This is a genomic window from Streptomyces sp. NPDC005485 (genome assembly GCF_040606085.1).
Lineage (GTDB): Bacteria > Actinomycetota > Actinomycetes > Streptomycetales > Streptomycetaceae > Streptomyces.
This window is the reverse complement of sequence record NZ_JBEXDZ010000117.1, coordinates 17,084-31,371: the sequence shown is the minus strand read 5'-3', so window position 1 is coordinate 31,371 and position 14,288 is coordinate 17,084. Positions and strand designations below refer to the sequence as shown.

Here is a 14,288-nt window from a genome sequence, read left to right as displayed (position 1 = left end):
GCCGCGTTACTGCGGGCAATCGTGCCGCCAGGGGCGGCACGGGTGGGCGCAGCGGCGGCCCGTGAGCGCCGGGCTGCGTGACCCACTCCCGGCCGGCACCCACCCCGGGTGACCGAGCAAAGCCAGCGGGCACCCGGCGTTTGCCCGCCCACCCCGGGTGCCGTAGGGGCCAAGGGCGAACCTGGTGGGCGTTCCCCGCCCGGCAAGGGCCACGTACCGTGAACCCGTGAGCACCCTAGAGCGCACGAGGTGCAGAGCCCGTGCCCACCCGCTGGCACTCGACGCGGCGTTGGCCTTTGCCGTGCTGGCCTGCATGGTGGCCGGCTCCTTCGTCGACCCGCACGGGGAGAACGGCGCGAGCTGGGTCGCCCGCACCCCGAACACACTGAGCCTCACGCTGATCGTGCTCGGCGCGGCGGCTCTGGTCTTCCGCCGCAGCGCTCCCCTGACCGTCCTCGGAGCCACCGGCGCCGTGTCCCTCGTGGAGTGCGTGACCGGCGACCCCAGGGCCCCGGTCGCGATGTCCGCCGTGGTCGCCCTCTACACGGTGGCGTCGGCCACGGACCGCCCCACGACCTGGCGGGTCGGCCTGCTCACGATGACCGTGCTCACGGCATCCGCGATGCTCGCGGGACCCCTGCCCTGGTACGCCCAGGAGAACCTGGGCATCTTCGCCTGGACGGGCATGGCCGCCGCCGCGGGCGATGCCGTACGCAGCAGGCGGGCCGTCGTGCACGCCATACGGGAGCGCGCCGAGCGTGCGGAACGGACCCGCGAGGAGGAGGCGCGGCGGCGCGTCGCCGAGGAGCGGCTGCGGATCGCACGGGATCTGCACGACGTCGTGGCGCACCACATCGCCCTCGTCAACGTGCAGGCCGGAGTGGCCGCGCACGTGATGGACAAGCGGCCCGACCAGGCGAAGGAGGCGCTCGCACATGTGCGGGAGGCCAGCCGGTCGGCGCTCAACGAACTCCGGGCCACGGTGGGGCTGTTGAGGCAGAGCGGGGATCCGGAGGCGCCCACCGAACCCGCCCCCGGGCTCGCCCGGCTCGACGACCTCGCCGACACCTTCCGCAACGCGGGCCTGCCCGTCGAGGTCGCCCGCACCGATCACGGGACCTCTCTCCCCGCCGCCGTGGACCTCGCCGCCTACCGCGTCATCCAGGAAGCCCTCACCAATGTGCAAAAGCATGCGGGCGCGGAGGCGAAGGCCGAGGTCAGCGTCGTACGGGTGGGACCGAACGTGGAAGTGACGGTGCTCGACAGCGGGCCGGGGCTGGACGACGGCGACGTGCCCGAGGACGGTGGTGGCCACGGGCTGCTCGGGATGCGCGAGCGGGTCACCGCGCTCGGCGGCAGCTGCAGCGCCGCTCCCCGGTACGGCGGCGGTTTCCGCGTCCATGCGATCCTTCCGGTCAAGAACCGCGCGCCTGCCCTGGGGGACTGATCCCGCATGACCATTCGTGTCCTGCTCGCCGACGACCAGGCGTTGCTGCGCAGCGCCTTCCGTGTGCTCGTCGACTCCGAGCCCGACATGGAGGTCGTGGGGGAGGCCTCGGACGGCGCTCAGGCGGTGCGGCTCGCCCGCGAGGAGCGCGCCGACGTCGTGCTCATGGACATCCGGATGCCGGGGACCGACGGGCTCGCCGCGACCCGGCTGATCAGCGCCGACCCGGGGCTCGCGCACGTACGGGTGGTCATGCTGACGACCTTCGAGGTCGACGAGTACGTGGTGCAGTCGCTGCGCGCCGGTGCCTCCGGGTTCCTCGGGAAGGGCTCCGAGCCCGAGGAGCTGCTGAACGCGATCCGGGTGGCGGCGGGCGGCGAGGCGCTGCTCTCACCGGTGGCCACCAAGGGGCTCATCGCCAAGTTCCTCGCCCAGGGCGACGCGGGCGACGACGGCCGGGACCCCGCCCGTGCCGAGCGGCTCGACGCGCTGACGGTCCGCGAGCGCGAGGTCCTCGTCCAGGTCGCGGGCGGGCACTCGAACGACGAGATCGCCGAGCGCCTGGAGGTCAGTCCGCTGACCGTGAAGACGCACGTCAACCGGGCCATGTCGAAGCTGGGCGCCCGGGACCGGGCCCAGCTGGTCGTGATCGCGTACGAGTCCGGGCTGGTCCGTCCAAGGGTGGAGTGAGCTCCACCGCGGCGTACTGCGCCCGCAGTAGGAGCCGTATAAGGAAATGGTCCTCGGGGCTACGGATCGGTACCCGCGGATGGCTCAGGGTGTGAGGACGAGCGCTCACATGTGCGTTCGACTCCGCTCACACCACAGAAGAGAGATCCGCCACCCATGTCCTGGCTGTCCAGATTCAGCCTCGCGCAACGGGCCCTCATCGGGCTGATGTCGATCGTCGCGCTCGCGTTCGGGGCGATAGCGATCCCCCAGCTCAAGCAGCAGCTGCTGCCGACCATCGAACTGCCCATGGTGTCCGTGCTGGCGCCGTACCAGGGTGCGTCCCCCGATGTGGTCGAGAAGCAGGTCGTCGAGCCCATCGAGGACAGCCTGGAGTCGGTCGACGGCATCACGGGCGTCACGTCGAAGGCCAGTGAGGGCAACGCCGTGATCATGGCGTCCTTCGACTACGGCAACGACACCAAGCAGCTTGTCGCCGACGTCCAGCAGGCCGTCAACCGCGCCCGTGTCCAGCTCCCGGACGACGTCGACCCGCAGGTCATCGCCGGTTCGACCGACGACATGCCGACCGTCGTCCTCGCCGTCACCTCCGGCCAGGACCAGCAGGCGCTGGCCGACCGGCTCGACCGCACCGTCGTCCCCGCCCTGAAGGACATCGACGGGGTCGGCCAGGTCACCGTCGACGGCGTACGCGACCTCCAGGTCACCGTCACGCCCGACGAGAAGAAGGCGGCGAAGGCGGGTCTCACCTCCGCCGCGCTCGGCCAGGCCCTCCAGGCGGGCGGCGCGACCGTCCCGGCCGGCTCCTTCGACGAGTCCGGCGCCAACCGCACCGTCCAGGTCGGCGGCGGCTTCACCTCCCTGAAGCAGATCCAGGACCTGATGGTCACCGGTGCCCCGGGCAAGAAGCCCGTGCGCCTCGGTGACGTCGCCGCCGTCGTGCAGGAGCAGGCCAAGGCCGACTCCATCACGCGTACGGACGGCAAGCCGAGCCTCGCGGTCATGGTCACCATGGACCACGACGGCAGCGCGGTCGCCATCTCCGACGCGGTCGGGGACAAGCTGCCCGGCCTGCGCAAGGACCTGGGGGCGGGGACGGCGATCACCGTCGTCAGCGACCAGGGCCCGGCCGTGTCCAAGTCCATCGACGGCCTGACCACCGAGGGCGCGCTCGGCCTGCTCTTCGCGGTCCTCGTCATCCTGGTCTTTTTGGCGTCGGTCCGCTCGACGCTCGTCACGGCGGTGAGCATCCCGCTCTCCGTCGTACTGGCCCTGATCGTCCTGTGGACGAGGGACCTCTCCCTCAACATGCTCACGCTCGGCGCGCTGACCATCGCCATCGGCCGCGTCGTCGACGACTCGATCGTGGTCCTGGAGAACATCAAGCGCCACCTCGGATACGGCGAGGAGCGCGAGGAGGCCATCCTCAACGGCGTACGCGAGGTCGCGGGCGCGGTCACCTCCTCCACCCTCACCACGGTCGCGGTCTTCCTGCCCATCGGTCTCACCGGCGGCATGGTGGGCGAGCTGTTCGGCTCCTTCAGCCTGACCGTCACCGCGGCCCTGCTCGCCTCCCTGCTCGTCTCGCTGACGGTCGTGCCGGTGCTGTCGTACTGGTTCCTGCGCGCCCCGAAGGGCACCCCGGCAGACGCCGATGAGGCGCGCCGCGCGGCGGAGGAGAAGGAGGCGCGCAGCCGTCTCCAGCGCGTCTACGTGCCGGTGCTCCGCTTCGCGACCCGCCGCAGGCTGACGAGCGTCGCGATCGCGATCGCCGTGCTGGTCGGCACCGGTGGTCTGGCGTCGATGCTGAAGACCAACTTCTTCGACCAGGGCGACGTCGAAGTCCTCACCGTCAAGCAGGAGTTGAAGCCGGGCACCAGCCTGGCGGCGACCGACGCCTCGACGAAGAAGATCGAGCGGATGCTCGGCGGCGTCAAGGGCGTGAAGGACTACCAGGTCACGATCGGCTCCTCCGGCTTCCTCGCGGCCTTCGGCGGCGGCACGGACACCAACCAGGCCTCGTACCAGGTCATGCTGGAGGACTCGGCGTCCGCTGGCGACGTCCAGGACCGGATCGAGGACGGCCTCGCAAAGCTCTCCGGCGTCGGTACGACCACGGTCGCGGCCGGTGACGGCTTCGGCAACCAGGACCTCAGCGTGGTCGTCAAGGCCGCCGACGCGGACGTCCTGCGCAAGGCGTCCGACCAGGTCCGCGACGAGGTCGCCGAGCTCGACCACGTCACGGACGTGACCAGCGACCTGGCGCAGAGCGTGCCGCGCATCTCGGTCAAGGCCAACTCCAAGGCAGCGGCGGCCGGTTACAACGACGCCACGCTCGGTGCGGCCGTCGCCGAGGCGGTACGGGGCACCACGAGCGGCAAGGCGATCCTGGACGACACCGAGCGGGACGTCGTCATCAAGGCGGCGAAGCCGGCCACGACGCTGCGGGAGCTGCGCGACCTGCGGCTCGGTGCGGCGAAGCTCGGTGACATCGCCGACGTGAAGCTGGTGGACGGGCCGGTCTCGATGACCCGGATCGACGGTCAGCGGGCCGCGACGATCACGGCGAAGCCGACCGGCGACAACACGGGCGCGGTGAGCGCGGACCTCACGGCCAAGCTCGACGCCCTGAAGCTGCCGGCCGGTGCGAGTGCCAAGATCGGCGGGGTCTCCTCCGACCAGGACGACGCGTTCGCGAACCTCGGTCTCGCCATGCTCGCGGCGATCGCGATCGTCTTCATGCTCCTGGTCGCGACGTTCCGCTCGCTCGTCCAGCCGCTGATCCTGCTCGTCTCGATCCCGTTCGCGGCGACGGGCGCGATCGGCCTGCTGGTCGCCACCGGTACGCCGATGGGTGTGCCCGCGATGATCGGCATGCTGATGCTCATCGGCATCGTGGTGACGAACGCGATCGTGCTGATCGACCTGATCAACCAGTACCGCAAGCAGGGTTACGGCGTCGTCGAGGCCGTGGTCGAGGGCGGCCGTCACCGTCTGCGGCCCATCCTCATGACAGCCCTGGCGACGATCTTCGCCCTGCTCCCGATGGCGCTGGGCGTCACCGGCGAGGGCGGCTTCATCGCCCAGCCGCTGGCCGTGGTCGTCATCGGCGGCCTGATCACGTCGACCCTGCTGACACTGCTCCTCGTCCCGACGCTCTACGCGATGCTCGAACTGCGCAAGGAGCGCCGGGCGAAGAAGCGTGCGGCGAAGAAGGGCGTGCCCGCCCCGGCAAAGTCCGCCTCCGACGAGCCGGAGTCGGAGCCGGTGGGAGTCTGATCCCGCCGGACCTGTGATCCAGCCGCACCGGTGTCCCCTCCCGCACAGGGCTTTCATATCCTGTGATCTCGAACTGCTCTGCGCAGGAGGGGGACAGGGCGGTGGCACTGTACGAGGGTGATCCCGAGTCGCTCGGCGAGTACCGGATCGTCGACCGGCTCGGGGCCGGCGGCATGGGCGTCGTCTACCGGGCGAGATCCCGGTCGGGCCGTGAGGTCGCGGTCAAGGTGGTGCACGCCCAGTACGCCGCGGACGCCGTGTTCCGCGCCCGCTTCCGGCAGGAGATCGCAGCCGCCCGCAAGGTGAGCGGCGCCTTCACCGCACCGGTCGTGGACGCGGACCCGGAGGACGAGCGGCCCTGGATGGCCACCCAGTACGTGCCCGGGCGCTCGCTGGCCGCCCGCATCCAGGTCGGCGGCCCGCTGGACGGCGCCGAACTGCGGCGTCTGGCCCTCGGGTTGGTGGAGGCGCTGCGCGAAATCCACCGGGCCGGAGTCGTGCACCGCGACCTGAAGCCGGCCAACGTCCTGATGGCCGAGGACGGCCCCCGCGTCATCGACTTCGGCATCTCCCGCGCGGCGGAGAACCAGGCGCTGACCGAGACCGGGCACATGATGGGCACCCCGCCCTTCATGTCCCCCGAGCAGCTCGTGGACGCCCGCTCGGTGGCGCCCGCCTCCGACGTCTTCTCGCTCGGCGCCCTGGTGGTGTTCGCCGCCACCGGCCACGGCCCCTTCGACGCCGACAGCCCCTATATGGCCGCGTACCGGGTGATGAGCGAGGAACCGGTGCTGGATGGCGTGTCCGTGCCGCTGCGCGAGGTCGTGTCCCGCTGTCTGGCCAAGGCGCCCGCCGCCCGCCCCGGACTCGACGAACTCGCCCGCGCCTTCGCGACCGCCCTGCCGGATCCGGCACCGGGCGAGACGCCCACGGTGCCCCACCGCCATCCGGATCCGCAGCCGACGCTCCCGCCGGCCGCCGCCCTCTTCGAGGGACCCCGACCGGCGTCCGCCTCCGCCGAGCCCCGGCCTGTCTCCCGCAGGACCCGGGCCCGCCGGCTGGCGGTGCCGACCGGAGTGGCCGGCGTGCTCGTGGCCGCGCTCCTGGCCTATTTCCTCACACCGTTCAAGGGCGGCGATCCCGTGGGGACCGGCCCGTCACCGAGCGCCCCGGCCGCCCGCTGGGCGGCTGTCCCGGCCGGCTGGCAACCCTGGCAGACCACGCTGTACGCGACCGCCGCCGACGGTGTGAAGCACGCGCAGGCGGCGAACACCGACGGCAGCGGTTCGGGGGCGCAGCCCACCTGCGTGTTGGGCGGTGGTTCGGTCTACTGCTCCGGCAACGGCGTCCTGCCGGTGCGTGTCGACGCGTCGACCGGCCGGACCCTCTGGCGGGCCGCCCCCGCGGTCAGGGACACTCCCCTCGACCACTACGGCGCTCTCGTCCTCGCCGTGCGCGACGGCGTGCTGCTCGTGCGGGAGTCGGTCATGAACGCCGCGGGCAACGACACCACGGCCACCGTCTCCGCCCTGGCCACCGACAGCGGCAGGCGGCTTTGGTCCCGGCCGGTGCAGGACCGGTACGCCGACACGGTTCTCCTCGGTGGCCTCGTTCTCGCGCCCGACGGCTTCGCCGTGACCGCCCGCTCCCCGCGTGACGGCACCGAGCGCTGGACGATGACCATGCCGACCGGCTATCGCTGCGCGTTCCTCGCCGACGGCGACCGCCTGTACGCGGACTGCGTCGACTATCACAGCGCATCCGGCGCGGACCGGCTGCTGCTCTCCGTCGACCCGTCCGACGGCTCGGCGCGCCGACTGCGATCCGCGCCCTCGGCCGACGCGACGTACGCCGGGGCCCTGGACGGCCGCCTGGTCTTCGTCGAACGGCGTACGAGCGCCGCGACCGCGGACGACAACGGGTACGCCCGGGTGGTACTGGTCGACCCCGCCGAAGACAGCGCCCGTACCACCGAGCTGGCGCAGGAGCAGCAGGGGCGCATGGCTCTGGTGCACGGTGTGCTCTGCTTCGCCACCTCCAGCGGCCGGGTGACAGCGGTCTCCCCGGTGACCGGCAAGCGCCTGTGGTGGACGGCGACGACGCTGGAGCAGCCGGGCGCACCGGTGGCCGACGGACGCCGCAGTGTGTTCGTCGTCAGCGCCAGCGGACGCGTCGCCGCCCTCGACGCCCGCAAGGGCACGCCGCTGTGGGAGTCCACCCCGCGCGCGGGCCGGGTGGACACTCTCGGCGGCCTTCCGGCGCTCCTCCTTCACAAGGGCGCCCTGGTGGTGCCGAGCCCCGACGGCACGCTGTTCACTCTCGACCCCGCGCACCCCGAGCGGAAGCCCGTCCCGGGGTGACGCCGGGGGCCGCGGCTACGGCAGCGCCAGCATCCGCTCAAGGGCGAGCTTGGCGAACGCCTCGGTCTCCTTGTCGACCTCGATGCGGTTGACCAGGTTGCCCTCGGCGAGGGACTCCAGGGTCCACACCAGGTGGGGGAGGTCGATGCGGTTCATGGTCGAGCAGAAGCAGACCGTCTTGTCGAGGAAGACGATCTCCTTGTCCTCGGCGGCGAACCGGTTCGCCAGGCGCCGTACGAGGTTCAGCTCGGTGCCGATGGCCCACTTGGAGCCGGCGGGCGCGGCCTCCAGGGCCTTGATGATGTACTCCGTGGAGCCCACGTAGTCCGCGGCGGCGACGACCTCGTGCTTGCACTCGGGGTGGACGAGAACGTTCACGCCGGGGATGCGGGCGCGTACGTCCTCGACCGACTCCACCGAGAAGCGGCCGTGCACCGAGCAGTGGCCGCGCCACAGGATCATCTTCGCGTCGCGCAGCTGCTCGGCGGTGAGCCCGCCGTTCGGCTTGTGCGGGTTGTAGAGGACACAGTCCTCCAGGGACATGCCCAGGTCGCGGACGGCGGTGTTGCGGCCGAGGTGCTGGTCCGGCAGGAAGAGGACCTTGTCACCCTGCTCGAACGCCCACTCCAGCGCGCGCTGCGCGTTGGACGAGGTGCAGATCGTGCCGCCGTGCTTGCCGGTGAACGCCTTGATGTCCGCGGAGGAGTTCATGTACGACACGGGGACGACCTGCTCGGCTATGCCGGCCTCGGTCAGCACGTCCCAGCACTCGGCGACCTGCTCGGCCGTCGCCATGTCGGCCATCGAGCAGCCGGCGGCGAGGTCAGGCAGGACCACCTTCTGGTCGTCGCCCGTCAGGATGTCCGCGGACTCCGCCATGAAGTGCACACCGCAGAAGACGATGTACTCGGCCTCCGGGCGGGCGGCCGCGTCCCGGGCCAGCTTGAAGGAGTCGCCCGTGACGTCCGCGAACTGGATGACCTCGTCGCGCTGGTAGTGGTGGCCGAGGACGAAGACCTTGTCGCCGAGCTTCTCCTTGGCCGCGCGGGCACGCTCCACCAGGTCCGGGTCGGACGGCGAGGGAAGGTCGCCGGGACACTCGACGCCGCGCTCGCTCCTCGGGTCGGCCTCGCGGCCGAGCAGCAGCAGGGCGAGGGGCGTCGGCTGTACGTCGAGCTCCTGGGTCTGGGCGGTGGTCACGACACGCACCCTTTCTGTTCTGCGGCTCGCCGGTTCAGGGAGGCGATCCGGCGGGTCAAGCCTTTTCGTCGAATTGACGCTATCTATCATAACCGCTTCACGTCAGTTTGACGACGGCCATAGCGTCGATGTGACGTGAATCCCGGTCGCCGTAATGGCGGATGACAGACGGCTGTCCGTGGGGTTGTCCACAGGCCGGTGTTCGTGCCCAGGCGTATGTGCGAGCATGAAGGGAGAACCGAAAAGCACGTGCTCGGCCCGGAATGAATCCGCGGCCCCGACGGTTGCACCCGTCGGCAAGCAGTCTCCGTACAACCCGGGAGAGAAGCAGATGTCCGTATCGGACGAGACCACCACCGTGAGCGACGGCATCCTCCTGTCGGACGCCGCCGCGGCCAAGGTCAAGGCCCTGCTCGACCAGGAAGGCCGCGAGGACCTGGCGCTGCGCGTCGCCGTGCAGCCGGGTGGCTGCTCCGGCCTGCGCTACCAGCTCTTCTTCGACGAGCGCTCCCTCGACGGTGACGTCGTCAAGGACTTCGACGGCGTCAAGGTCGTCACCGACCGCATGAGCGCCCCGTACCTGGGCGGTGCGTCCATCGACTTCGTGGACACCATCGAGAAGCAGGGCTTCACGATCGACAACCCGAACGCGACGGGCTCCTGCGCCTGCGGCGACTCCTTCAGCTAGCCGAACCTCCCGGCCCACTCGCGGCCGGGACGCGGAACACTCGAAGGCGGCGGTCCCGGATGATCGGGACCGCCGCCTTCGTCGTGTCATGCGTCGTGCGTCGTGCGTCGTGTCATGCGTCGTGTCGTGCATGCGCGGAGACCGCCCCGGGCGGCGGCCCGTGCCGCCCGGGTCCTGGTCGCTACCGCGGCTGTGCCGACCTCGCCTCGGCCCCGGCTTCCTTCCCCTCCTGGATCCCCTTGCCGTCCGACCCCACGACCTTGCGGTCGCCGAGCGGGGCGTCCAGCTGCACCGTCCGGTGGAAGACCTTGGCGATCATGATGCAGACCTTGCCCGACTGCGGTGTGTCGGTCACGGTGACCTCCACCTTCTTGGAGCTCTCGTCCGCCGAGGCCGCGTACTCGGAGCACATCCCGCCCCAGAAGTTCACGGTGAGCTTCTTGCCGTCGACGGTGTAGCCGATGACCTTGACGTCCTGGGCCTTCGGCGCCGTACTGGGCTTCCCGCTCGGTCCGGTCGGCCGCGGGCTCGGCGTCCCGGTCGGACCCTGCGAGGGCTGCGTCGAGGTCAGGTACCGCGGGTCGACCGCCGGACGCGTCACCGTGAAGCTGTCCTCGGCGCCCTTCGTCCGCACCTCGAACAGCCAGGACGGCACCAGCGTCTGGCGCCCGTCCACGAAGTGCGACGCGAGCCCGAACGTCGCCTTCTCCACGCTCAATGACTCCGCCGCCGGTGCCCGCGTCGAGTGCTCGCACGGCATCTCGTCCTTGTCCTTCAGCGGTACGGGACTGGCGCAGCCGCCGGGTCCCTTGCGTCCGCCGCCCGGTGCCGCGGCCCCGCTCCCGTTCATCAGGTCCAGCGTCTTCTGCGCGCTGACGACGGGATATGTGTCGCCCTTGACCGGTGCCTTCAACTGGCCGCTGCCGCCGGTGACTTCACCCTGCGCGTTGACCTGGATCCCGGTCGTCCAACCGTAGGTGGGCAGGCCGCCGACCTGCGGGTCCGCGTTCACCACCCGGATCGCGCCCATGAGCTGGCTCGCGTCCAGCTTCGCGTCGTCCTGGCCGACCGCCTTCAGGACGGGGGCGGCCGCCTTCTTCGCGGCCGCCTCGCTCACCGCGTGGGCGGACGGGGCGGCGGGGTCGTTCGCACACACGGTGGTGCTCTTGCAGTTGTCGGTCCCGGGCGCGTAGCGGTTGAAGGTCCAGGTGCCCGGCGCCCGCTTGTTCACCTGCAGGCTCGGCCCCGCACCGTCCTTGGTGGGCCCGACCTTCCACACCTCGCCGGTCAGCGTCGGCGTGCCGGTCACGGCGAGGGCCTTGGCGAGACGCGCCACCTCGGCCTTGGTGACCTCACCCTTCGACCGGTACACCGGCGCCGAGTCCGGGCCGCCGGGCAGCTTGCCGTCCGCGTGATAGGTCGCACCGTAGGGATTGGGCTCGCCCACCGCGATCCCGGGGCCGCCGCCCTCGGTGTAGCCGTCGAGGGCGAGCGGCGGGGGAGTGCCGTCGCCACCAGGGGTCCTGGCTGCGCCGTTGCCGTCGGTGCCGTTGCCGGCGGCGGTCGTGGCGAAGTAGGCCCCGCCGCCCCCGACCAGCAAAACCGCGGCCGCGACCGAGACGACGGCCACCGGGGAATGCCGCCGGCGCGGCTTGGCCGTCTCGGCGTCCTCGGCCGGATCGGTCGCCTCGTTGTCGGGTCGCTCGGTACTCACCGCATCGCTCCTTCGCCTTCACCGCTGTCCTGGTGATGACCCGCCCCTGTCAAAAGCAGGGCACTGAAGGGTCGTACACCGCATCCCCTTTACGGGGGACAGCGATGGGACGCAGCGGGGGAGCGCACGGTTCCCTCGAAACGCGCTGTCAGTCGCCGTACTCCGACATCGCGTCCAGCAGACGGGCCGACCTGGGCGGCACGGTGACGCCGTGGATGAGTGAGGGGGACACCGGAAGGGGAATGATCCGGTCGGGTGCGGTCCAGTGCGGGACCATCCGGGCGCAGTCGCCGCGCAGCGCCGCGAGGCCGCCTTCGAGGTCGAGCGGGGCGGTGCCGTGGACCTTGAGGTTCGTCATACCGGCACCGTATGCACGTCAGGCACCACGAAGAAAGATCTACTATCGGGTAGTTTCGGCCACTTCTGAGCCCGGCCCGGACCCGATAGCGTGAACTGTCAATCCCCTCGCCTCGCAGGAGCGTGTCCCCGCCGTGCGTATCGCAGTCACCGGCTCCATCGCCACCGACCACCTCATGACCTTCCCCGGCCGTTTCGCCGACCAGCTGGTCGCGGACCAGCTGCACACGGTCTCCCTCTCCTTCCTGGTCGACAACCTCGACGTGCGCCGGGGCGGGGTCGGCGCGAACATCGCCTTCGGCATGGGCCAGCTGGGCACCTCGCCGATCCTGGTCGGTGCCGCGGGCTCCGACTTCGACGAGTACCGCGCCTGGCTTGACCGGCACGGCGTCGACACCGGGTCCGTCCGCATCTCCGAGGTGCTGCACACCGCGCGCTTCGTGTGCACCACGGACGCCGACCACAACCAGATCGGCTCGTTCTACACGGGCGCGATGAGCGAGGCCCGCCTGATCGAGCTCAAGGCGGTCGCGGACCGGGTCGGCGGCCTCGACCTCGTCCTCATCGGCGCGGACGACCCGGAGGCGATGCTCCGCCACACCGAGGAGTGCCGCTCCCGCGCGATCCCCTTCGCCGCCGACTTCTCGCAGCAGATCGCCCGGATGAACGGTGAGGAGATCCGGATACTGCTGGACGGCGCGACGTACCTCTTCTCCAACGAGTACGAGAAGGGGCTCATCGAGTCCAAGACCGGCTGGAACGACGCCGAGATCCTCTCCAAGGTCGGCCACCGCGTCACCACCCTCGGCGCCCGGGGCGTACGCATCGAGCGGTCCGGCGAGGACCCGATCGAGGTCGGCTGCCCCGAGGAGGAGCGCAAGGTCGAGCCGACCGGCGTCGGCGACGCGTTCCGCGCGGGCTTCCTCTCCGGCCTGTCCTGGGGCGTCTCGCTGGAGCGCGCCGCCCAGGTCGGCTGCATGCTCGCCACACTGGTCATCGAGACGGTCGGCACGCAGGAGTACCGGCTGCGCCGCGCCCACTTCATGGACCGCTTCACCAAGGCGTACGGCCACGAGGCCGCGGCCGAGGTCCGCACCCACCTGGCGTAGCCCGGCGCCCGTGTCGGGTCCCCGGCCGGGAACGTGACACGGGCTCAGGACACCCGGCGGACCACGTACGCAGAACCGTGGTCCGCCGGCTCCTCGCCGACGTACTCCTGCCCCCGCATCTCGCACCACGCGGGGATGTCCAGCCGTGCTGCCTCGTCGTCCGACAGGACGCGGACGATGCCGCCCACCGGCACGTCCCCGATGACCTTGGCCAGCTCGATCACCGGGATGGGGCAGCGCCTGCCGAGGGCGTCGACGACGAGCACGTCCTCGCCCGCGGCCGCCACCGAGGGCGACGCCGGTGCCCCCAGCTTCTCCCGGACGGCCGCCACCGCGCCCGGCAGGACCGAGAGGAAGCGGTCGACGTCCTCCGCCGGCGTCCCCGGCGGCAGCGACACCCGGACGTTGCCCTCGCTCAGCACCCCCATCGCCTTCAGCACATGGCTGGGCGTCAGCGTGCTGCTCGTACAGGACGAACCGGACGAGACCGAGAAGCCCTCGCGGTCCAGTTCGTGCAGCAGTGTCTCCCCGTCGACATAGAGACAGGAGAAGGTGACGATTCCGGGTACGCGGCGGTCCGGATCGCCGACCACCTCCACGTCCCCGACCAGCTCGGGCACCCGTACACGGATCCGCTCCGTCAGTTCCCGCAGCCGCGCGGCCTCCCCGGCCGCCTCGGCCCGCACCGCGCGCAGCGACGCGGCGGCGGCCACGATCCCGGGAATGTTCTCGAACCCGGCCGCCCGCCCCGACTCCCGCTCGTCCACGGCCCCTTGAGGCGCGAACCGCACCCCTTTGCGTACGACGAGCAGCCCCACACCCGGCGGGCCGCCCCATTTGTGCGCACTCGCCGTGAGCAGGGACCAGTCGCCCTCGACGCGTTCCCAGGCCAGCGACTGTGCCGCGTCCACGAGCAGCGGCACCCCCGCCGCCCGGCACGCGGCGGCGGTCTCGGCCACCGGCTGCTCCGTGCCCACCTCGTGGTTGGCGGACTGGAGGCACGCGAGCGCGGTGTCGGGGCGCAGGGCGGCGGCGAACGCGCCGGGGGCGACGGCGCCGGCGCGGTCCACGGCGACCCGCGTCACCGTCCCGCCCTCCGCCTCGTGCGCGTCCGCCGAATGGAGCACCGAAGAGTGTTCGACCGATGACACGATCAGGTGGCGTCCCACGCGCCGACGGCCCGCCAACGCACCCGAGATCCCGGAGTGCACCGCCCGTGTGCCCGAGGGTGTGAAGACCAGTTCGTCGGGGCGGCAGCCCACCGCGTCGGCGGCCGCCTCGCGTGCCGCGTCGAGCAGCAGCCGGGCCCGCCGCCCCTCGCGGTGGAGGCGGGCGGGGTCGGCCCACCCCTCGTCGAGCGAGGCCTGCAGGGCCTGCCGGGCGACGGGGTGGAGCGGGGCGGCGGACGCCGCGTCGAAGTAGGACACACGACCACGCTAACTCC

Annotated in this window: 10 protein-coding genes; 6 read left to right on the top strand and 4 right to left on the bottom strand. The window is 71.5% G+C overall.

What is annotated here, in order from left to right; translation table 11 throughout:
* Window positions 1-226: 226 nt before the first annotated feature.
* From ABZS97_RS31305 to ABZS97_RS31290, 4 genes are all read left to right on the top strand, one after another.
* Window positions 227-1,447, top strand: coding sequence for a sensor histidine kinase (locus ABZS97_RS31305; protein ID WP_356143101.1), 1,221 nt, complete (start codon window positions 227-229; stop codon window positions 1,445-1,447).
* A 6-nt stretch (window positions 1,448-1,453) separates the two neighbouring features.
* Window positions 1,454-2,137, top strand: a complete 684-nt coding sequence (locus tag ABZS97_RS31300) for a response regulator transcription factor (RefSeq protein ID WP_356143099.1) — start codon at window positions 1,454-1,456, stop codon at window positions 2,135-2,137.
* A 156-nt stretch (window positions 2,138-2,293) separates the two neighbouring features.
* Window positions 2,294-5,416 carry an efflux RND transporter permease subunit gene (locus ABZS97_RS31295; protein ID WP_356143097.1) on the top strand — a complete coding sequence of 1,041 codons (3,123 nt, stop codon included), beginning with the start codon at window positions 2,294-2,296 and terminating at the stop codon, window positions 5,414-5,416.
* Window positions 5,417-5,517: 101 nt separating this feature from the next.
* Window positions 5,518-7,776 carry a PQQ-binding-like beta-propeller repeat protein gene (locus tag ABZS97_RS31290; protein ID WP_356143095.1) on the top strand — a complete coding sequence of 753 codons (2,259 nt, stop codon included), beginning with the start codon at window positions 5,518-5,520 and terminating at the stop codon, window positions 7,774-7,776.
* Between the two features lie 15 nt (window positions 7,777-7,791).
* Here ABZS97_RS31290 and nadA read toward each other — a convergent pair whose 3' ends face one another.
* Window positions 7,792-8,985 carry a quinolinate synthase NadA gene (nadA, locus tag ABZS97_RS31285; protein WP_356143093.1) on the bottom strand — a complete coding sequence of 398 codons (1,194 nt, stop codon included), beginning with the start codon at window positions 8,983-8,985 and terminating at the stop codon, window positions 7,792-7,794.
* A 322-nt stretch (window positions 8,986-9,307) separates the two neighbouring features.
* Between nadA and ABZS97_RS31280 the strand changes: the two genes are divergently transcribed.
* Window positions 9,308-9,664, top strand: a complete 357-nt coding sequence (locus ABZS97_RS31280; RefSeq protein ID WP_159692765.1) for an iron-sulfur cluster assembly accessory protein — start codon at window positions 9,308-9,310, stop codon at window positions 9,662-9,664.
* A 181-nt stretch (window positions 9,665-9,845) separates the two neighbouring features.
* Here the strand turns inward: ABZS97_RS31280 and ABZS97_RS31275 are convergent, their stop codons facing one another.
* Window positions 9,846-11,378: a hypothetical protein gene (locus ABZS97_RS31275; RefSeq protein ID WP_356143091.1), complete on the bottom strand. Its 1,533-nt coding sequence runs from the start codon at window positions 11,376-11,378 to the stop codon at window positions 9,846-9,848.
* Window positions 11,379-11,526: 148 nt separating this feature from the next.
* Complete coding sequence (locus ABZS97_RS31270) at window positions 11,527-11,736, bottom strand: hypothetical protein (protein ID WP_356143089.1); 210 nt, start codon at window positions 11,734-11,736, stop codon at window positions 11,527-11,529.
* Between the two features lie 133 nt (window positions 11,737-11,869).
* On the opposite strand from ABZS97_RS31270, the gene ABZS97_RS31265 reads away from it, so the two are divergent.
* Window positions 11,870-12,844, top strand: a complete 975-nt coding sequence (locus ABZS97_RS31265; RefSeq protein WP_356143087.1) for a carbohydrate kinase family protein — start codon at window positions 11,870-11,872, stop codon at window positions 12,842-12,844.
* 44 nt (window positions 12,845-12,888) lie between these two features.
* Here ABZS97_RS31265 and ABZS97_RS31260 read toward each other — a convergent pair whose 3' ends face one another.
* A complete protein-coding gene (locus ABZS97_RS31260; RefSeq protein WP_356143085.1) occupies window positions 12,889-14,271 on the bottom strand; it encodes an aminotransferase class V-fold PLP-dependent enzyme in 1,383 nt (460 codons plus the stop codon).
* Window positions 14,272-14,288: the final 17 nt, after the last annotated feature.